At 57.7% G+C, this 18697-nt stretch carries 16 protein-coding genes; 2 read left to right on the plus strand and 14 right to left on the minus strand.

Annotation, left to right across the window (positions count from 1 at the left end; all coding sequences use genetic code 11):
• The 6 genes from G565_RS24170 to dkgB all read right to left on the minus strand — a co-directional run.
• Positions 1-243: hypothetical protein (locus G565_RS24170; protein ID WP_037339311.1), on the minus strand; the 243-nt coding region annotated here is incomplete at its 3' end.
• A 76-nt stretch (positions 244-319) separates the two neighbouring features.
• Positions 320-949, minus strand: a complete 630-nt coding sequence (rhuM, locus tag G565_RS24175) for a RhuM family protein (protein WP_037339337.1) — start codon at positions 947-949, stop codon at positions 320-322.
• 47 nt (positions 950-996) lie between these two features.
• Positions 997-1560 (minus strand): DUF6933 domain-containing protein, encoded by a 564-nt coding sequence (locus tag G565_RS24180; RefSeq protein WP_037339314.1) that lies wholly within the window; start codon positions 1558-1560, stop codon positions 997-999.
• Positions 1557-2975 (minus strand): restriction endonuclease subunit S, encoded by a 1419-nt coding sequence (locus G565_RS24185; RefSeq protein ID WP_084649391.1) that lies wholly within the window; start codon positions 2973-2975, stop codon positions 1557-1559. Before G565_RS24185 ends, G565_RS24180 begins: the two co-directional genes overlap by 4 nt.
• On the minus strand, positions 2965-4539 hold the full coding sequence (locus G565_RS0113770; RefSeq protein WP_028671437.1) for a type I restriction-modification system subunit M: 1575 nt from the start codon (positions 4537-4539) through the stop codon (positions 2965-2967). The genes G565_RS24185 and G565_RS0113770 overlap by 11 nt, the downstream gene beginning before the upstream one ends.
• A gap of 244 nt (positions 4540-4783) precedes the next feature.
• Positions 4784-5599 (minus strand): 2,5-didehydrogluconate reductase DkgB, encoded by an 816-nt coding sequence (gene dkgB, locus G565_RS0113775; protein WP_028671438.1) that lies wholly within the window; start codon positions 5597-5599, stop codon positions 4784-4786.
• A 136-nt stretch (positions 5600-5735) separates the two neighbouring features.
• Between dkgB and G565_RS0113780 the strand changes: the two genes are divergently transcribed.
• A complete protein-coding gene (locus G565_RS0113780; RefSeq protein ID WP_037339317.1) occupies positions 5736-6239 on the plus strand; it encodes a c-type cytochrome in 504 nt (167 codons plus the stop codon).
• 57 nt (positions 6240-6296) lie between these two features.
• Here G565_RS0113780 and G565_RS26085 read toward each other — a convergent pair whose 3' ends face one another.
• From G565_RS26085 to G565_RS0113820, 8 genes are all read right to left on the minus strand, one after another.
• A complete protein-coding gene (locus tag G565_RS26085) occupies positions 6297-7007 on the minus strand; it encodes a DUF305 domain-containing protein (protein ID WP_051207914.1) in 711 nt (236 codons plus the stop codon).
• A gap of 116 nt (positions 7008-7123) precedes the next feature.
• Positions 7124-7576: a hypothetical protein gene (locus tag G565_RS0113790; protein WP_028671440.1), complete on the minus strand. Its 453-nt coding sequence runs from the start codon at positions 7574-7576 to the stop codon at positions 7124-7126.
• 74 nt (positions 7577-7650) lie between these two features.
• Positions 7651-10131, minus strand: coding sequence for a heavy metal translocating P-type ATPase (locus tag G565_RS24195; protein WP_245584186.1), 2481 nt, complete (start codon positions 10129-10131; stop codon positions 7651-7653).
• Between the two features lie 364 nt (positions 10132-10495).
• Positions 10496-11689, minus strand: coding sequence for an amidase (locus tag G565_RS0113800; protein WP_051207915.1), 1194 nt, complete (start codon positions 11687-11689; stop codon positions 10496-10498).
• A gap of 222 nt (positions 11690-11911) precedes the next feature.
• A complete protein-coding gene (locus G565_RS0113805) occupies positions 11912-13504 on the minus strand; it encodes a gamma-glutamyltransferase family protein (protein ID WP_028671442.1) in 1593 nt (530 codons plus the stop codon).
• A 28-nt stretch (positions 13505-13532) separates the two neighbouring features.
• Complete coding sequence (locus G565_RS24200) at positions 13533-14369, minus strand: ABC transporter permease (RefSeq protein ID WP_084649392.1); 837 nt, start codon at positions 14367-14369, stop codon at positions 13533-13535.
• A complete protein-coding gene (locus G565_RS0113815) occupies positions 14366-15184 on the minus strand; it encodes an ABC transporter ATP-binding protein (RefSeq protein ID WP_028671443.1) in 819 nt (272 codons plus the stop codon). The genes G565_RS24200 and G565_RS0113815 overlap by 4 nt, the downstream gene beginning before the upstream one ends.
• Before the next feature lie 63 nt (positions 15185-15247).
• On the minus strand, positions 15248-16252 hold the full coding sequence (locus G565_RS0113820; RefSeq protein WP_028671444.1) for an ABC transporter substrate-binding protein: 1005 nt from the start codon (positions 16250-16252) through the stop codon (positions 15248-15250).
• Positions 16253-16620: 368 nt separating this feature from the next.
• Between G565_RS0113820 and G565_RS24205 the strand changes: the two genes are divergently transcribed.
• Positions 16621-18513 (plus strand): putative bifunctional diguanylate cyclase/phosphodiesterase, encoded by a 1893-nt coding sequence (locus tag G565_RS24205; RefSeq protein WP_051207917.1) that lies wholly within the window; start codon positions 16621-16623, stop codon positions 18511-18513.
• Positions 18514-18697: the final 184 nt, after the last annotated feature.

Below are 18697 nucleotides of genomic sequence, written 5' to 3' on the forward strand. Positions count from 1 at the left end.
ACCCATTGACGTTGCGGTTGGCACCGTGACAAAGGACGAGTTCGTGCTTGCCTGGCGACGTGTAGAATGCTCGACCGGTGCAAGCCATCCCTTTTTGCGCAGGGTATACCGGTAGTTGTAAAGCGCTTCGATACGGATGCTCAATTGTTCGGCCAGTGCTTTGATGGACTGACCATTGGTCTCGGCGTCTTGGAGCTGTTTCAGGTAATACGCTTGCTTGGGGGTCAGAGTGCTTTTACTCATGATAGTCTCCGTTGAATGAACGAAGGCTACGCTATCGCATTAGGCTGAGCTTTTTCAGATGTGGTTTGTGGATCGCTTACAGCTCTGCTGCGGTTTTCCCCGAGGCGGCGAAATGCAGCTTGTTCTGAATAATACGGAAGAACTGAGTGGTCTCCCGGGCCGAAGGTTCATAGTCAGCCGCCAGCATGAATATCTCGCGAACCCGCAGATACATGCGGCGTTCACTGGCCCGAATATCCCGAATGCGTTCCAGTAATTCGTCGAAATAGTCGGGCACCTGGCTCGCACCCGGTACAGGCGGGTTTCGGAGTCGCTCGTCATCCATGACAAAGCCTTTGATCAGGTATTCCTGCAATCGGCTATTGGCCCACCGGCGGAACTGGACGCCCCGGGGTGACCGAACACGAAAGCCCACGGCCAAGATAGCGTCGAGGCTATAGTGCTTGACCTGCCGTTGAACCTGCCTGCTGCCTTCTTGCCGAACTTGTAAGTATTCCTTACAAGTTGCCGCCTCTATCAGCTCACCCTCCTCAAAGAGGGACTTCAGGTGCAAGGTAATGTTCTGGGGCGTTGTGTCGAACAGCTGTGCCATGAGTGCCTGGCTAAGCCAAAGGGTCTCATCCTCAAAGCGGCATTCAACGCGGGTTGAGCCATCTTCAGTGGTATAGAGAATGAACTCGCCAGTCGGTTCGGGGCTATCAGTCATAGTCGGCTTCCTTGATCGATATTGACGGTTCTCGGGCTTTACGGCTCTCAAGAGGCTTCATACGCATCATCCAGCAACGCCAGCATTGCTTTGACCGGCCAGATAACGGCTTTACCCCGGTTCACCGTGCAAGGCCGGTCTGCAAGCCAGGCGCTGGTGCGGTAGGGTGCCAGGTCGGCCACTGAGGCGCGGTCGTACCAGAGCCAATGCTCTAGGTCTTGTGACATGTGATTCATCGTGCCCTGTACCGAGCGGTTGCACTGGCTGTCGCAGCAAAACGCCGCCAGGGAATGCTGCGCGTTTTCCAACTGGCGTTCACTGACCCCTACTTTCAGTAAGGTGTTGATAAAACCGTCGATGAAGTGATGCTCCAGCTCGGAGAAATCCGGTTTGGTCAGGCACGGAACAAAGACGGGAAAGCGGGTGGCATCGTGAACGAACAGCACGCACTGGCGACGTTGCAAGGTGATGAGATTCGCGTGCCAGCCACTCAGCGGGCTTTCTGGTTCATCGTTGGCAGCAATGGGAGTAGGCTTGCTTGCAACCAAGTGACCCACCTTATCCAGCGGCAGTTTGGCGATCAGTTTTTTTGTGCAGTGCAGGCGTATCATGCTTCTGCTAATGCGTCTTCGACGGCGGCTTGGGCATCGGGGATATGTAGTTCGCCGGAGAGGAGTTTGGGGAGGAGCGTGTCTCTGACTTTAGATAAGGCGTTGATTTGTTCCAGATTTTTATCGATTTTACATGCGATTTGGTTTAACTCGCTTTCAATCAGGTTACGACAGTTATCTTGAGGGGTGAGGACTTTGAGATCTTGAAGTACCTTTCTGCTTAGTTCAGTTTGCCCTGTGCTGCCCTCTCCCATCGCCTCAATAGTTGACTCGATAGAAAAAATAAGCCTTCCAAAAGTAAAAGGACGATAAATATTGGGGTTTGGACGAAGTACCGTTACATGTGAATCTACAACGGTTGTTTCAGTAAGTGAGGTCACTTGTGCCACTCTGCCCAACGTGCCTACTCCTGTGGAGTTAATAACTACATCCCCAGTGTTTAGCTCCCGGCCATCGACCTTTTTTTTACATGGATCATTTCTTCGCGCCAGTTCAAAGTTAATAACGTGATTTCGCACACATTTTTGGTTCAGAACACGAACGCCGCCCTCATCGGTGTACGTCGGTGAAATTCCTCTCTTTATGAATTCTGTTATTTCCTCCATCGAACGAATGGCCCATCCCTCAGGCACCCATCCCATTTCGTCCGTAAACTCAAAACGGTTGGGGAAATGTTGGCGAATAGATTCGGGCAAGGGTTTGCGTTGATCGCCCATCGCTGCCCTTGCGTCGGCTTTGGTTTTTAACTCATCGGGAATGGGGCTGCCAGCGGCAAGTGCGTTGTCGATCACTGGGTCGAAATCTACAAACCAGCTTTTGAAGAGTGCTTGTGCTATTGACTCTAGGGTGGAGTTGATCTTGCGGTTTAATTCGATTTTTTCATCGAGAGACCCAAGTATTTGAGCGATTTTCTTTTGCACTACTAGATCAGGTATTTTTATAGGAAAGTTCTTTAAATAAGCTAAGTTGATTTTTGGTACACCAGTAGATTCTGAGTCTTTAAGTATTTTATTGACACTAGCTGTAGACGAAACCAAGTAGTAGACGAACAATGGTATTGCAGAATTAGTATCCACTGTAAGTTTCATTTGGTTTGAGGATAGTAAATATTCGGACTCGTCTTTTAATGGAATAAACCCTGTCTGTCCAAGCGTTCCTTTTTTTGTGAAAATGATATCACCGGCCTTGCATAGACTTCTTGATAGCCGACGAGCCGTTTCTTCAGAAACATAAACAAACTCTCGTGAATTAAACCGTTCTATACCGCGCGATAAGTTGCTTCCTCGTATTACAGGTACGCCTGTAATAGTGTATGAAGATGCAGGAAGATTAGACCCAAAAGGTCCATCAACAAACCCATGACCTCCATGCATAGAAATTTCGCCTAATGTGGTTGTTTGCCACTCACTCTCCATAACCTAACCCCTCCAAATTCCGACGAATCACCGAATCTAATTTCTCCGCCTCCGCCATCTGGCGATACAACATCTGGCTCAGTTCCGTCATCTTTTCTTCGAAGGGAATGCCATCGTCTTCAATGGCCGCCGCACCCACGTAGCGCCCGGGGGTTAATACGTAGTCGTTGGCTTTAATCTCGTCCAGCGTGGCCGCTTTGCAGAAACCTGGGATATCTTCATAGCTACCGTCTTTGGCTTCTCCGCGCCAGGCGTGGTAGGTGCGGGCGATGTGGGCAATGTCGTCTGCGGTCAGTTCTTTGTGGGTGCGGTCGATCATGCTCCCGATGTTGCGGGCATCGATGAACAGGGTTTCGCCTTCGCGATTGCGGTGGTTGCTGTCGGTGTGGCCGGCGATGGTCTGGGCTTTTTTGTTTTTGGTCATAAACCACAGGCAGACCGGGATCTGGGTGGTGTAGAACAATTGGCCGGGCAGGGCGATCATGCAATCGACCAGGTCGTTTTCGATCATTTTCTGGCGAATGGCGCCTTCGCCCTTGGTGTTGGTGCTCATAGATCCGTTGGCCAGTACAAAACCGGCCACACCGGTTTCGCTGAGCTTCGACATCATGTGCAGTATCCAGGCGTAGTTGGCGTTGCCGACCGGGGGTACCTCGTAGCCGGCCCAGCGCGGGTCGTCGGTCAGCTCATCGGCGGCGCGCCACTGGTCGAGGTTGAACGGTGGGTTGGCCAGAATGAAGTCGGCTTTCAGGTCCGGGTGCTGGTCTTTGAAGAAGGTGTCGGCGGGTACGTCGCCCAGGTTGCTGGCAATGCCGCGAATGGCGAGGTTCATTTTGGCCAGTTTATAGGTGGCCCCGGTCTGCTCCTGGCCGTATATGGATATGTCTTTGGTGCTGCCCTGGTGACTTTCCACAAACTTGATGGATTGCACAAACATGCCGCCCGAGCCGCAGCAGGGGTCGTATATTTTACCCTGGAAGGGCTCGATCATTTCGGCGATCAGGTTGACCACGCATTTGGGGGTGTAGAACTCGCCGCCGCCTTTGCCTTCCGTCGCGGCAAATTTCCCCAGGAAGTACTCGTACACCCGGCCAACGACGTCCTGTTCTTTGTCTGCCACGGTGTCGATGTTATCGATCGAGTCAATCAGAGCCGCGAGCTTGCTGCTGTCGAGCCCGAGACGAGAGAAATAGTTGTCAGGCAGGGCACCGCGTAAGGACGGGTTGGTTTTCTCGACTGTGGCCAGCGCGGTATCAATTTTCAGGGCGATGTCGCCTTGCTTGGCGTGCTTTTGAATGTGAGACCAGCGGGCAGGTTCTGGCAGGTAGAACACGTTCTTCATGGTGTAGAACTCGACCATGTCGAGGTAGCCGCCCTTGCCTTCATCGATCAGCACCTGGCGACGTGCCTCGAAGGTATCGCTGACGAATTTCAGAAAGATCAGGCTCAGTACAACGTGTTTGTACTCGGAAGACTCAACGCTGCCCCGCAGTTTGTCGGCCGTATCCCAGAGGTGTTGCTCGAAACTTTTGGTGTTTTTGGGTGTGCGGGACTGCTTAGCCATATACTGCCTATTGTTGGTGAATTGCCAGGCTACCCCCGTGTTCGCTCAGCGTAGTCTCAGTAATTGAGGTTCGAGTATGGATGTACAGGGGAGCTAAAGGGCCAGTATACCTGCGTCAGGATCGTTGTGAACGGGGTTGCTGGCTCTTTAGTAAACTGCTGGTGAAAAGTGAGCAAGTGAACGACCGAGGATCACTCGGGCACCCACCGTTGCCCACGTTCAGCTCTGGTCAGTTGGCTTACGTTCAATCCAAATCCCACTCTGGCGCAAAACTCGGGTTGGCCAGTCTTAAATCGTAGCCCAGGGTGTCGATGCGCGACGACTCTGAGACGGTTAGCTCCAGGTCCATCGCCGCCAGGTTGCTTTGCAGATGTTCGCGCCGGGTCGATGACGGTATGGTGATGATGCCCCGCTGCTTGATCCAGGCCAGCGCAACCTGAGCCGGCTTGACCCCCTTGTTCTCGGCAATGGCATTCAATACCGGGTCATCGTTGACGCGGCCGACGGCCAGCGGCATGTAGCCGGTGACCAGGATGTCACGTTGCTGGCAGTGTTCGACCAGTTTGCGATTGGGCAGGTAGGGGTGAATCTCCACCTGGTTGGTCAACAGGCTGCCGGGGCCGAGTATCTTCAGGGCTTCGTCAATCTGGGCAATGGTGAAATTGGATACCCCGATGTGGCGGGTCAGGCCGTCATCCTGGGCGGCTTTTAGCTCACCCAGGTAATCTGCCATGGGCACATCCCCTTCGGGTGCGGGCCAGTGAATCAGCAGCAGGTCGACCTGTGCCATGTTCAGACGCGCCAGGCTCTGCTCGACACTGCGCCGGAAGGTATCCCGGCTGAGCTGGTCGACCCAGACCTTGGTGGTCACAAACACCTCATCACGACTGACCGGGCTATCGGCAATGGCCTTGCCGACAGCCGCCTCGTTGTCATACATCTGCGCGGTATCGATGGTCCGATAGCCGAGCTCAAGCGCTGTGCTGACTGCCTGATAAGCGACTTCTTCCTTTAACCGGTAAGTCCCCAGGCCCGGGTTGGTCAGAGTTACGTCAGACATAAGCAGTTCTCCAGTGTTTACCATTACAAGACGGTTGGGGTGGTTCGCGTGCGTTAAAGGGGTCGGGTTAACCGGCACTTGATTGGGCGTTTTCACCCGCTGTCACTTTCAGTGTATCGACTTTAGAATAGTGGGCATGAAAAAACTCACGTTATTGACAGTGACGCTCGGTCTGCTGGGTTGCGATACCGCCAGTGAGCCCGAAGTTGCCAAGGGTTCAGCGGCATCCGGCCAGGGTTTGGCCGAGGTGACACTGGACGCCAAACCCGGAACCGGCCGCTGGTACACGCGTGCGCAAGTTGAGCGGGGCCGGGAAACCTTTGGGCAGTATTGTGCGGCTTGTCATGGCGCCAATGCCGAAGCGACTCCCAACTGGCGAACGCTCGATGCCAATGGCCATTATCCGCCACCACCGCTCAACGGCAGCGCACACGCCTGGCATCACCCGCTGGCGGTGTTGTCGATGGTCATAGAGGAGGGTGGCGAACCGCTTGGCGGCGTCATGCCCGCCTGGGGCGATACGCTGAGTGAGGCCGGGATTGTCGAGGTAATCGCCAGTTTTCAAAGCTACTGGTCGGATGAGATTTATCAGCTCTGGCTGGAGCGCGAACGCGCCAGTCGGGGGTTATCCGCAGATTAATGATCGTACGTCAGGCAAAGTGGCCCCGAAAGCAAGGCGTTCGGGGCCGGTTGCGACTTACTGGCGGCTCAGCCAGTCCCGCATTTCACTGATTTCCCGGTTTTGTTCGCGCACCACGGCCTGAGCCATAGTACGCAGCTGGGTGTCATCGCTGTATTCCAGCACAACCTCAGCCATTTCGATGGCCGCCTGGTGATGTGGGATCATGCCGGTGACAAAGCGAGTATTGATGTCCGCATCGCGCTCGCCGTGCATGCCGCCCATCATCGTCATCATGGAGGCCTGATAGGCCCGAATGATCTCAGCGGCTCTGGCGTCGGGCTGGGGTTCCGGGTTGTCTCTCAGCCAGGTTTCCATAAAGGCCATCTCATCGCTTTGCGCCGTTATGATCTCATTGGCCAGTTCAGCCAGTTCCGCATCGGCCTGTCCGGATTCGAGCAGTATCGTCGACATATCCACCGCACCCTGATGATGAGGAATCATGCCGACCACAAAATCGTAGTCAACATCACCGCTGGGTGGGTTGTTGTGCATGTCCTGCATCATGCGGGCATTGGCGGCGGTGAAGGGGTTGTTGCTCATGGCGCTCATTCCGGACATTTGCGAGCCACCCATGGCACCTTGTTCGCCGTCCGCCATGGTTGAGTGCATGGGCATGGAGCAAGCCGAGAGTACCAGTGTACTCAGTGCCAGCGCTGTGGCCGTCTTCAGAGCGCTGAAGCGGATTGTGTAGGGTGCAGTTCGTATTCTGGTTGACTGATTTTTCATGGTCGTTTTCCGTTAATGTGTACCGATCATTGGCCTTGTGGCATCGACAGTGGTGACCACGCAATACTGCGCTTCTGCGACAGTTGCGGCTGGCGATCACCATAAACACAAGGCGTTCAGGACAGAGTGGCAAACATACCGGGTTTCGGGGGCGGGGGTGTCAGGTCAGCCCGCCAGGGTTGCCAGTGAGCGGGCTGTATTTCAGGGGTCAGTGTCACCTCACGCGAGTGCATCGTAAGGCTGTTTGCAGGCAACATAACGCTCAGGCAGTGATCAGCACACAGGTCATGAACGTGAGGCAGGGAAGGGTCACCGGGCGCACTGGCGACTCCGTTGTGGTGTAGGGCCATGGCGGCATGATGCGCTGCGATATCGGTGGCATTCACCCCGGTCAGGGAGTCAGTCGGTGGTGTTGCCATGAGGGCATTGTGCGCACCGGTGAGACCCCAACTGACCAGCAGAAGGGCAATGAGCAGGAACTGAAACCATCCGTTTGCAGACAACCGGGTACTCAGGCTGTTTACACGCCTGGTATCTGGGGTCTGCTTAATGACGGTTTCAGGGTTCATGCCGTTATCCTCAAACGATCCGGTCTGCCGGGCAAGGCGCCATACACAAAGATTACCCGGTGACCGGCCCTCGGTCAGGTCTTATCCCGATCCAGCGCAGCATCCAGCTTAAGTGTGCGCAGCCGCAACGCATTGCCAATTACCGAGACTGACGACAGGCTCATGGCTGCAGCGGCGATCATCGGCGACAGCAAGGCGCCGAAGATCGGGTAAAACAGACCGGCGGCTACTGGCACCCCCAGGCTGTTGTACACAAACGCGAAGAACAGGTTCTGTTTGATGTTGCGCAGTGTGCCCCGGGCCAGGGTGCGTGCGCGCACGATGCCGTTCAGGTCACCTTTAACCAGGGTGATGCCCGCGCTTTCCATCGCCACATCGGCGCCGGTGCCCATGGCTATGCCGACATCGGCGGCGGCCAGTGCCGGGGCGTCGTTGACGCCATCGCCAGCCATGGCCACGATTGCGCCTTGTTCGCGCAGTTCTTCCACCAGTTTTTGCTTGCCTTCAGGTGAGACTCCGGCGCGAACTTCGTCGATGTTCAGTTCGGCTGCGACGGCTTTGGCGGTGGTAGCGTTGTCGCCGGTGGCCATGACCACGCGCATGCCTTGTGCCTGCAGGGCGCGAATGGCGTTGACCGTGGTTTTCTTGATTGGGTCCTGTACCGCGATCAAGCCGGCCAGTTTGCCGTCGACCCCGAGGTACATCACTGTTTTGGCGTCTTTGCGCATTGCATCGGCTTGTTCTTCAACGTCCGATAAACCGATGCCTTTGTCGTCGAACAGGGCGGCATTGCCCATTAACAGGTCGTGCCCATCGACTCGCCCGACAATGCCCTGGCCGGTGACTGAATCGAAGGTCTCGGGTTCCTGCAGTGTGGCTTCCCGTTGCTTGGCTTCGGCTACTATGGCTTCGGCCAGCGGGTGTTCGGAGCTGCGTTCCAGACTGCCGATCCAGCCGAGCAGGGTGGTTTCGTTCAGGTCGTTCAAGGCGACCAGGTCGGTGACTTTGGGTTTGCCTTCGGTCAGGGTGCCGGTTTTATCGACGATCAGGGTATCGACCTTGGCAAACCGCTCCAGTGCTTCGGCATCTTTGATCAGCACACCCGATTGGGCACCGTGACCGGTGGCGGTCATGATCGACATGGGCGTTGCCAGCCCGAGGGCACAGGGGCAGGCGATGATCAGCACGGAGACGGCGGCAACAATGGCGTAAACCATGGCCGGGTCAGGTCCGACCAGCGACCAGATGACGAACGCGACAATGGAGACGAGTACAACCGTGGGCACGAAATAGCTTGCCACCCGATCGGCCAGGCCCTGAATCGGCGCGCGAGAGCGCTGTGCCTGGGCCACCATGGCGACGATCTGTGACAGCACGGTCTCTGATCCGACGCGCTCGGCGGTCATGATCAGTGTGCCCTGCTTGTTCAGGGTGCCGCCGGTCAGCTGATCGCCTTTGGTTTTTTCCACCGGAACCGGTTCACCGCTGATCAGGGATTCATCCACCGACGACTGTCCTTCGGCAACCACCCCATCGACCGGGATGCCGCTGCCGGGTTTGACCCGCAAGCGGTCACCGCTTTGCACCTGGTCGAGCTCAATTTCCTCGTCGTCGCCGTTGTCGTTAATGCGCACGGCGGTTTTGGGCGCCAGATCAAGCAGGGCGCGAATGGCCGAGCCGGTGCGTTCGCGGGCTTTCAGTTCCAGTACCTGGCCGAGAAAGACCAGCGCGACGATGACGGCAGCGGCTTCGAAATACACCGGGACATGGCCCGATTCCATGCGGAAGGCATCCGGAAACACGCCGGGTATTAGCGTGGCGACCAGGCTATAGGCAAAGGCAGCGCCCACCCCCAGGCTGATCAGCGTCCACATGTTGGGGCTGCGGTTGACGATGGAACTCCAGCCGCGCACGAAAAAGGGCTGGGCGGCCCATAGCACCACCGGGGTGGCGAGTATCAGTTCCAGCCAGATGGCGGGGCCTTCCCCCAGCCAACTGCGAAACGGCAGTCCGAGCATCGGGCCCATGGTGATCAGCAGCAAGGGCACTGCGGCGACCACGCTGATCCAGAAACGACGGGTAAAGTCGATTAACTCCGGGCTGGGGCCGGTGTCTTCCAGGGAGGGCGTCATCGGCTCCAGCGCCATGCCGCATTTCGGGCAGGTGCCAGGGCCATCCTGTACGATTTCCGGGTCCATCGGGCAGGTGTACTGAGTGCCTTCGGGCATGGGTTCGGGCGCTTCGCTCGGGTCGAGGAAGCGTTCCGGGTCTTCCTCGAACTTGTGCTGGCAACGCTCCGAGCAGAAATAGTGGGCCTTGCCCTCGTGCCGAGCCATGCCTTTGGGGCGGTCGCGCTGCACGGTCATGCCGCAGACCGGGTCTTTGGCGGTCTCATAAGTTTCGGGGTCATTATCAAATTTGGTTTTGCAGCCGGCGCCGCAGAAATAAAAGTCGTGGCCATCGTGCTCGCTGTGATGCTTGGCGGTCTCGGGCGATACGGTCATACCACAGACCGGGTCGAGCAATTCCACGGTGTTGGTGTGTGCTTGGCTCATGGTCTCTCCTTCAGGATGCATCGTGCACCAGGATGTATGAGACACAGGCTAGACCTTCCAGTCATGGGAAGGTCAAGTAATGATTTGAGTCGGGTTTGAATTAGAGGCATTGGCCCGCAGCGGCTGCCTGGGGTGTCCTTGCGGGGTCGGGCGGAATGCCGCCCACTCAATCCATCCATGGAGCCTAGGCCGCAGGATATGAATCCCATCCATGGGATTCACCCTTCGGGCTCGCTGCGCTCATGCTAAAACGCTCCCGGCGTTTTAGTCCCTGCTGCGGACTACCCCACAAGGACACCCCAGGCAGCCGCTGCTAGTCATTCAGCGAATTCAGGAATTTGCATTCCAGGACGTAACTGCGTGATTAAACAGCTGGCACTGGCCCCGACGCATTACGCTGGTGACTGGCGAACGCCAGATTACGGGCCAGTCGCAGCAGGTGACGGTCACTGCCGGGAGGGCCGATCAGCGAAAAGCCGACCGGGCCGCGGGCATCGCGTAGCCAGGGCAATGACACTTGCGGTAAGCCAGCCACACCCGCCACGGCGGTCAGACACAGGGTTTGTCCGCGAATATAGTCGACCTCTTCAGCGGGTGCAGCAATGGGCAGGGCTGAGGCTGGCACGGTGGGCATGCACCAAATGGTATCGTCGCCGATCAAATCGCGAACGCGCTGGCGCAGTCCATTGAGGTTAGCCTGGGCGGCTTGGGCTTCCTCTGCGGTGATTTTTGCAGCGGCTTCAAAGCGCTCTGCAACGCCAGGCCCAAACGCAGGTGTGTTTGCTGTTATCCATGCACCGTGTGTTTGCCAGGCTTCATAGGCTTGCACCACCTGAAACACCCGCCGGTAACTCTCCAGCGAACCGATCGAGATGGACCGCGATACCGGCAAGCCCAGTGAACGAATGGCACCGCGAGCCTTGTGCGCCATGATGGAATCAACCAGTTCCACGCCATCGCTGAGCAGGGCCACCTGGCTTGGAATCGGGGTGTCGGTTTGGGGTAACAGCGCATCGCCCACGGCCATCAGAATATCCGCGCGCTGAGTTAACCAGCCGACGGTATCGAACTGCGGTGCCAGGCTGCTCACACCGTCCCGGCTGACGGCGCCATGACTGGGGCGCAACCCGTACAGCCCGCAATAGCTGGCAGGAATGCGGATTGAGCCGCCGGTATCGGTGCCAATGGCGAAATCAACCAGGCCCTGAGCCACGGCCGAGGCTGAACCGCTGGACGAGCCACCCGGGGTGGCATCCGGCACCACCGGGTTCGGGGCGATGCCGTAATGGTGGTTGTTGCCCGCCAGGCTGTAGGTGAGCTCGTCGGTCTGGGTTTTGCCAATCAGTTCGGCGCCCTGTGCCAGGCACTGGCTGATGCAGGCGGCATGTTGGTCAGCGACGGGGTGGGTGCTGGCCCACAGGGGGTGGCCCATGCCCATGGTGGTACCGGCCACATCCATCACGTCTTTAACCGCGAAACGCAGACCGGTCAGGGGTCCCGGGTGAGTGGGCGCCGCATGAACGGGGTCTTCAGTAATAATAGCGCTACAACGTTGCATGGCAGGTTCCTCTTAACGATTAAGGGCCAGCTGTAAATTGGGTTTTGGAGTTCGCTGAATGACTAGCAGCGGCTGCCAGGTATGTTCCTGTGGGGGAGTCCGCAACATGGATGTTGCGGCCTAGGCTCCATGGACGGATTCACGCCGACCCCACAGGGACATACCCGGTAGCCGGTGCGGGCCAAAGCCACCCCAGTTGCACTCCGAACTCCGACACTGGAGCTATAACGTAGCCACCAGACCATCGGCTCTGGGGTCCGCCGCCCCTTCAATCACGTCGTCGGGCCGGTGCACCAGGGCACCGGCGTGGCCCAGGGTGTCGCTGAAAGCTTCATCGAGTACTTCGACGTCGTGTCCGGCGTTGCGCAGTTGGTCTACCAGTGCCGGGTCAAACCGGTTTTCCAGTTTCAGGCGGGTGTCGGTGTCGCCCCAGGTTCGGCCCAGCAGCCAGCGTGGTGCTGTTACGGCTTGCTGCAATGATTGCCCGAACATCGCGTATCGACTGAAAATGGCGGCCTGGGTTTGCGGCTGGCCTTCGCCACCCATGGTGCCGTACACCATGGTGCGGCCATCGTCGAACTCGGCCAGTGCCGGGTTCAGGGTGTGAAAGGGGCGGCGGCCCGGGCTGAGCGCGTTGCGCGAGGCCGGGTCGAGTGAAAAGCTGGTACCTCGGTTTTGCCAGGTGACACCGGTGCCCGGCACCACCACGCCCGAACCGAACTCCCAGTAGACGCTTTGAATAAAGCTAACCGCATTGCCAGCCTTGTCGATACAGCCCAGCCAGACGGTGTCACCGGGTTGAGTCGGGTTGGGCCAGGGGCGGGCGCGGGTCATTGAGAGCGTTTTGACTTGTTCGTCCAGTGCCTCGGGCGTGAGCCAGCGTTGCGGCGAGTCCGTTAACCAGTCGGGGTCGATGCAATCGAGATCGCGCACCGTAAAGGCGGCTTTGGTCGCTTCGATCAGGCCGTGCAGGTGATCAAAGCTTTCGTCTTTTGTGACGTTCAGCCGATCGAACAACCCCAGAATGATCAGCGAGGCCAGGCCCTGAGTCGGTGGTGGCAGGTTGTACAGCGTGCTGCCACGCAGCCGGGTATGCAGCGGTTCGACCAGGCGTGCCCGAAAGCCCTCCAGGTCGCCACGGCGTACCGGGCTGCCGAGCGATTCCAGGCCCTGCGCCAGAGTCCGGGCAAGATCACCCCGGTAAAAATCGTCCAGGCCTGCCCGGCTCAGTTGGGCGAGCGTATTGGCCAGGTCAGGCTGGCGCAGCACACTGCCTTCGGCCGGAGCCTGGCCGTTGCTCAGAAACACCTCGGCAAAACCCGGCTGGTGCGCCAGTTGATCGAATTTGTCGCGAGTCAGGGCGGCCTGGCTTTGACTGACCACGATGCCGTCCCGCGCATGCTGTTCTGCGGGCGCCAGCAACCGGGAAACCGGCATATGGCCACCGAGCTGGTGGGCAACCTTCAAGGCCTGCTGCCAGCCGCCAATGGTGCCCGCGACCGTCAGCGCGGCACGCGGGCCACGGCTCGGAATGTGGGTTTCGCCGTCTTGAGTGTAAAAACCGATATCGGCCGCCTGAGCCGCCGGGCCGCAGGCATCAATCGCGATGGGTGTGCCGTTGGCGGGTTTGATCAGCCAGAAGCCATCACCACCCAGGGCGTTCATATGCGGGTACACCACAGCAATGGCCGCTGCAGCGGCCACCATGGCTTCAATGGCGTTGCCGCCTTCGTTCAGGACATCCCGTCCCGCCTGGGCCGCGCTGTGGTGAGGGGCAACACAGGCGCCACCGAGTGTGCGTTTGGTGTGGATCATGGCGTCTACCTTGGTCAGTTAGGGGCGATCATTGCTGCGCACTTTGCGCGCGAAACGCCCAGCCGGTCATGCGTTTTTCAATGATCACGAACAGGGCGTACATCAGCACCCCTTCGATCGCCAGCGCCAGCAAGCCCGCGAACACCAGCGGCACTTCAAAGTTGGCCTGGGCCATTAACATCATGTGGCCGAGTCCGGAGTTGGCGGCCACCGTTTCGGAGACCACAGAACCGACGAAAGCCAGGGTGATGGCGACTTTGAGAGACCCGAAAAAGTGCGGCATGGCGCCGGGTAAACCCACTTTCAGCAGGCGATCGAGCTTGCTGGCGCCCAGGGCACGTAAAATGTCGTCCATCTCCGGCTCGGTGGTGGCCAGGCCGGTGGCGACGTTGACCACAATCGGGAAAAACGAAATCAGAAAAGCGGTGATGATGGCCGGCACCGAACCGATGCCAAACCAAAGCACCAGAATGGGGACCAGGGCGACTTTGGGAACCGAGTTGAAGCCCACCATCAGCGGGTAGAGCCCCCGGTAGAGTCGGCGAGAGCCGCCAACCGCCACGCCGAGAACCAACCCGAACACCACGGCAAAGCCAAACCCGGCCATGGTGGTCCACAGCGTTTGAATGGAATTGATCACCAGTGCGCGCTGAAATTCGACGGCGGCCTGGGCGATCACCGACGGGGGTGGCAGGAAGTAGACGGGCAGCGCAAACAGATGACACGCCGCCTCCCAGACCACAAAAAAGCCGATGATGATCCAGAACGACATGGCCTCTTCGCGGCGAAACCAGCCCAGCCAGTGGCGCAGTCGGGAGGGGCGGCGCGTTTGGCTTGCCGGCGTTGACTGTGTCGTTGCGGTCATTGCGAGGCTCCTGCGGCTGGCTGTTGAACTGCCTGGGCACGGGTGCCGCGAATGTGCTCGCGCAGATCATGCACATGGCTGACAAAGCCGGGTTCAAACCGGATATCAAGGTCTCTGGGCCGCTCAAAATCGATGCTCTGGCGCACCAGCATACGTCCGGGCCGGGCGCTCATCACGTAGACAGTATCGGAGAGATACACCGCTTCAGTGAGGTCGTGAGTGACCATCAGCACGGTAAAGGTACGATGCTGGCGCAGGGTTTGAAGCACAAACCAGAGCTCTTCCTTGGTAAAGGCATCGAGTGCGCCGAAGGGTTCGTCGAGCAACAGCAGGGGCGGCTCGTGAATCATGGCGCGGCACAGGGAGGCGCGCTGGCGCATGCCGCCGGAAAGTTCCCAGGGGTACTTGCTGCCCATGCCTTGCAGCCCGACTGCGGTTAACAGGTCTTCCGCCTGGCGGCGGTACTGGGCTTTGCGATTGCGAAAATCCGATTTGGTCGCTGGTGATACTTCCAGCGGCAGCAGTATGTTGTCGAGCGTGGTGCGCCAGGGCAGCATGATGGCGTTCTGAAACGCCATGCCGACCTGGCTGCGCGGCCCGGTGACCGGTTCATTATCGATCATGATGCGGCCTTCCTGAGGGGTCAGCAAACCGGACAGCAACTTCATAAAGGTCGACTTGCCACAGCCACTCGGGCCGACAATGGCGGCGAATTCGCCGCTGTCGATGTGCAGGTCGATGCCGTCCAGCACTATTTGCTCCGGGGCCATGCCGCCGTAGCCGAGGCGTAAGCCTTCGATGTCAATCACACTCATACTGCGGGCCTGTCCTGAAAGAGGTTCGGGCGCCGAAACGCCCGTTTTTGGGGTGGTTCACACTTACTGCAGCATGCGTTCCGCATCGCTGGGCAGATAGGCATCGGTGAAGATGTCGTCAACTTCGGGTTTGTTGTTGAAACTGTAGGCAATGCCGATCTGATCGATGGCTTCGCGCATCCGCTCGGGGTCGATATCGCCCATACCATTGGCAACAACGGCATCGGTCAGGATGTTGTCGTCAATCGACATGATCAGCCGTTCCAGTTCAACCTCTTTGCGAGCAATGCTGTTGTGGGCCAGTACGTATTCAACCGCCGCTTCCGGGTCGGCGATGGTGTCGCGCCAGCCGCGAATGGTGGCGCGCAGAAAGGCAGTCACGGCTTCCGGGTTTTCCTCGGCAAAAGTCGGGTTGACGATGATGGCGTTGCCGTAGAGCTTCAGGCCATAGTCGGTCATCAGCATCACGGTGATGTCGTCGGCATCCACGCCCTTGGATTTCAGGTTGATGTAGGACGAAAACGAGAAGCCGGTAATGGCGTCGACGTCACCCTGGGCCAGCATGGGCTCGCGCACCGGGAAGCCAACGTTCTCAATGGTGATCTGGTCGGTATCAAGGTCGTTGACCTGAACAAAGGCTGGCCATTGGGCGAAAGCACCGTCGGTAGCCGGGGCGCCCAGCGTTCTGCCTTCAAGGTCGGAAGGTACCTCTACGCCCAGGCTTTTGCGGCCGACAATGGCGAACGGCGGCGCATCGTAAACCATCATGATCGCCTGAACCGGCACATCGCTGTCCTGGTCCCGGAACTTGATCAGTGAGTTAATATCCGCAAAACCCAGTTGATAGGTACCAGACGCAACCCGGGGAATGGCTTCCAGTGAACCGGCGCCGGTATCGATGCTGACGTTCAAGCCTTCCTCTTCGTAATAGCCACGGTCCATGGCCATCAGGTAGGGTGCGGCCGGGCCTTCGAATTTCCAGTCCAGTGCAAATTTGATGTCGGTCGCAGAGACCGTAGTGGCGCTGAGCAGTGCAACGACGCTGGCAAGCAGAGATGCTTTGTTCATGGTGTTCCCCTATGAATGGCTTATGGTTTGGTCTGAGCCGGTACAGGGATATTGCAAAGGGCAGGCCAGTTGACCGAACAATCATTCAAAACGGCGTAAGCCTGAAACAATCGTTTCACAGGTGCAGTATTATGGGGTTTCCGAGCTGTTGCCGGGAGGCGAGGGTTTTAGAGGTGCACCAAGGCGAACGCCCCAAGCTGTTGGCTGCACTGTTTTGGCGCAACCGGGCTTGCACGATGTATTGCTGTACAAACATGCATGCCCAGGCAAAAAGGGTCCACAGCATCGGCGAATCATTCAAATCAGGCTAAACTTAGTCGATAGGTTTCAAAGAACCAATTTCACTCTCAAGATGTTTGTTGGGTTGTATGGCTACAGATGAAAACACCAATCAGTCGTTGGAACAGCTACCGCTGGTAAAAGCGCTGCATTACGAACGACTCAGTCAGATGTTCTGGGCCCTGCAAATTTTCTTGTTGGTAGCCACGGTGCAACGCATGGCGCTGGGGCGGGTAACAGCGGCACTGGCATTGGCGACAACGGCAGCGTTGCTGTTTTTGAGTCTGTGGCTGCTGCGACAGCAACGGTATCAATTGGCCGCGACCTGGATGCTTGGGCTAATGATGGGGCTGTGCTATTACTTTATGTGGCTCAGCGATGGCCTGAGAGATGAAGCGGTGCTGGGTTATCCGGCGATACTGGTTATCGCCAGCATCATTGGTAACCGAAAAATCTTCATCGGATTGCTGGTTGTCATGGTCGTCAGTTTGCTGGTGCTGGGTAGCTTTAATTCATTGGGATGGTATGAAACCCGGCAGGTTGAAAGCAACATCAATGTGGCCATTCTGCTGGTACTGATCCTGCTCATTACGGCCTATTGCATCCGTTTGCTGATCAACGATATTCGCCGCCTGATGACGCAACTCAATGAAGAAAATCAGCGTCGCCGTGATTCCCAGGCACAGGTTGAGGCCCTGGTAAACCACGATGGCCTGACCGGGTTGCCTAATCGCATTCTGGCCGCGGAGCAATTTGACCTCATGCTGCGCCACAGTCAGCGACAGGGACAATCGGTCGCCCTGCTGTTTATTGATCTCGACAATTTCAAGCCCATTAACGATTCGCTCGGTCACAGTGCCGGGGATGAATACCTGATTCAAATTGCCCGGCGACTGGTGGATGAGGTGCGCACATCCGATGCGGTGTCACGCTTTGGCGGCGACGAATTCGTCGTGCTGATGCCCGATCTGCCACCGGATGAGTCGATCATCGGGCGCGCCGATGAGGTGCTGCAAACCTTGCGTGAACCCATGTTGTTGCAAGGTCACGAACTGAGCACGACGGCGTCTATTGGTATCGCCATCGCTCCGGCTGACGGCACTGACTTCGCCACCTTGCTGGGCAAGGCCGACATGGCTATGTACGAATCCAAACGTGCCGGTCGCGATGGCATTCGTTACTACAACACCAGCATGAACAACGACGCTCAGGCTCAGGTCAAACTCATTTCCGACTTGCGTAAGGCGCTGCAAGCCGATGAATTCTCGTTGCACTATCAGCCCAAGATCGATCTGAAATCAGGCGACCTGTGCGGCTGCGAAGCCCTGTTGCGCTGGCAGCACCCAACGCGTGGCAATATACCCCCGGAAGAGTTCATTGGTCTGGCTGAACGCTCGGGTCTGATCGTTGAGATCGGTATGTGGGTGGTGCAGCAGGCGACGGCGGCGCTGAGTCGTTTTGACGCTCAGGGGCTGCCGGAGCTGACCATGGCGGTGAATGTGTCGTCGTTGCAATTCCGGCGCGGTAACCTGGATCGGGTGGTTGAGCAGGCGTTGACGGAATCGGCTATTGCGCCACACCGGCTGGAAATTGAGATTACCGAATCCATGCTGATGGAGCCGGGCGAAGACATCGATCATACGTTTCATCGCCTGCAGGCGCTGGGCGTTACGTTTTCCATCGATGACTTCGGAACCGGCTATTCCAATCTGGGCTATCTGAACAAGATGAAGATTGGCACGCTGAAAATCGACCGGTCGTTTGTCTCCCAACTGCAACTGAGCCCGCAGGACACCGCCATCGTGACCGCCATTATTCAGATGGCCAACAGCCTGAACCTGACCACCGTCGCCGAAGGGGCAGAAACCCAGGCCGAGGCCGAGTTACTGGCCAAGCTCGGCTGCACTCAGGGGCAGGGGTATTATTGGGCCAAACCCATGCCGGAAGAGGCATTCATCACCTTCGCTCAAGCGCGCCAATAATTGACGCCGGTCATGGTTCGGAGCTCGAATTTGTAGGGTGGCTATCGTCCGCGTCGGAGACCGGTTGCGCCTCTGCAGGGTCGGCGTAAATCCATCCCTGGAGCCTAGACCGCAGCATCCATGCTGCGGACTCCCCCTCAGAGGCGCAACCGGCATCCGACGCTCGAATTGTGCGAACTGTGGT

Origin of the sequence: Saccharospirillum impatiens DSM 12546, assembly GCF_000423605.1 — a bacterium.
GTDB lineage: Bacteria > Pseudomonadota > Gammaproteobacteria > Pseudomonadales > Natronospirillaceae > Saccharospirillum > Saccharospirillum impatiens.

Coding starts and splice junctions, on each gene's coding strand:
- G565_RS0113790 (WP_028671440.1), bottom strand. CDS start 7,576: ATGAACCCTGAAACCGTCATTAAGCAGACCCCAGATACCAGGCGTGTA.
- dkgB (WP_028671438.1), bottom strand. CDS start 5,599: ATGTCTGACGTAACTCTGACCAACCCGGGCCTGGGGACTTACCGGTTA.
- G565_RS24180 (WP_037339314.1), bottom strand. CDS start 1,560: ATGATACGCCTGCACTGCACAAAAAAACTGATCGCCAAACTGCCGCTG.
- G565_RS0113800 (WP_051207915.1), bottom strand. CDS start 11,689: ATGCAACGTTGTAGCGCTATTATTACTGAAGACCCCGTTCATGCGGCG.
- G565_RS0113805 (WP_028671442.1), bottom strand. CDS start 13,504: ATGATCCACACCAAACGCACACTCGGTGGCGCCTGTGTTGCCCCTCAC.
- G565_RS0113820 (WP_028671444.1), bottom strand. CDS start 16,252: ATGAACAAAGCATCTCTGCTTGCCAGCGTCGTTGCACTGCTCAGCGCC.
- G565_RS0113770 (WP_028671437.1), bottom strand. CDS start 4,539: ATGGCTAAGCAGTCCCGCACACCCAAAAACACCAAAAGTTTCGAGCAA.
- rhuM (WP_037339337.1), bottom strand. CDS start 949: ATGACTGATAGCCCCGAACCGACTGGCGAGTTCATTCTCTATACCACT.
- G565_RS24195 (WP_245584186.1), bottom strand. CDS start 10,131: ATGAGCCAAGCACACACCAACACCGTGGAATTGCTCGACCCGGTCTGT.
- G565_RS26085 (WP_051207914.1), bottom strand. CDS start 7,007: ATGAAAAATCAGTCAACCAGAATACGAACTGCACCCTACACAATCCGC.
- G565_RS24185 (WP_084649391.1), bottom strand. CDS start 2,975: ATGGAGAGTGAGTGGCAAACAACCACATTAGGCGAAATTTCTATGCAT.
- G565_RS24200 (WP_084649392.1), bottom strand. CDS start 14,369: ATGACCGCAACGACACAGTCAACGCCGGCAAGCCAAACGCGCCGCCCC.
- G565_RS0113780 (WP_037339317.1), top strand. CDS start 5,736: ATGAAAAAACTCACGTTATTGACAGTGACGCTCGGTCTGCTGGGTTGC.
- G565_RS24205 (WP_051207917.1), top strand. CDS start 16,621: ATGGCTACAGATGAAAACACCAATCAGTCGTTGGAACAGCTACCGCTG.
- G565_RS0113815 (WP_028671443.1), bottom strand. CDS start 15,184: ATGAGTGTGATTGACATCGAAGGCTTACGCCTCGGCTACGGCGGCATG.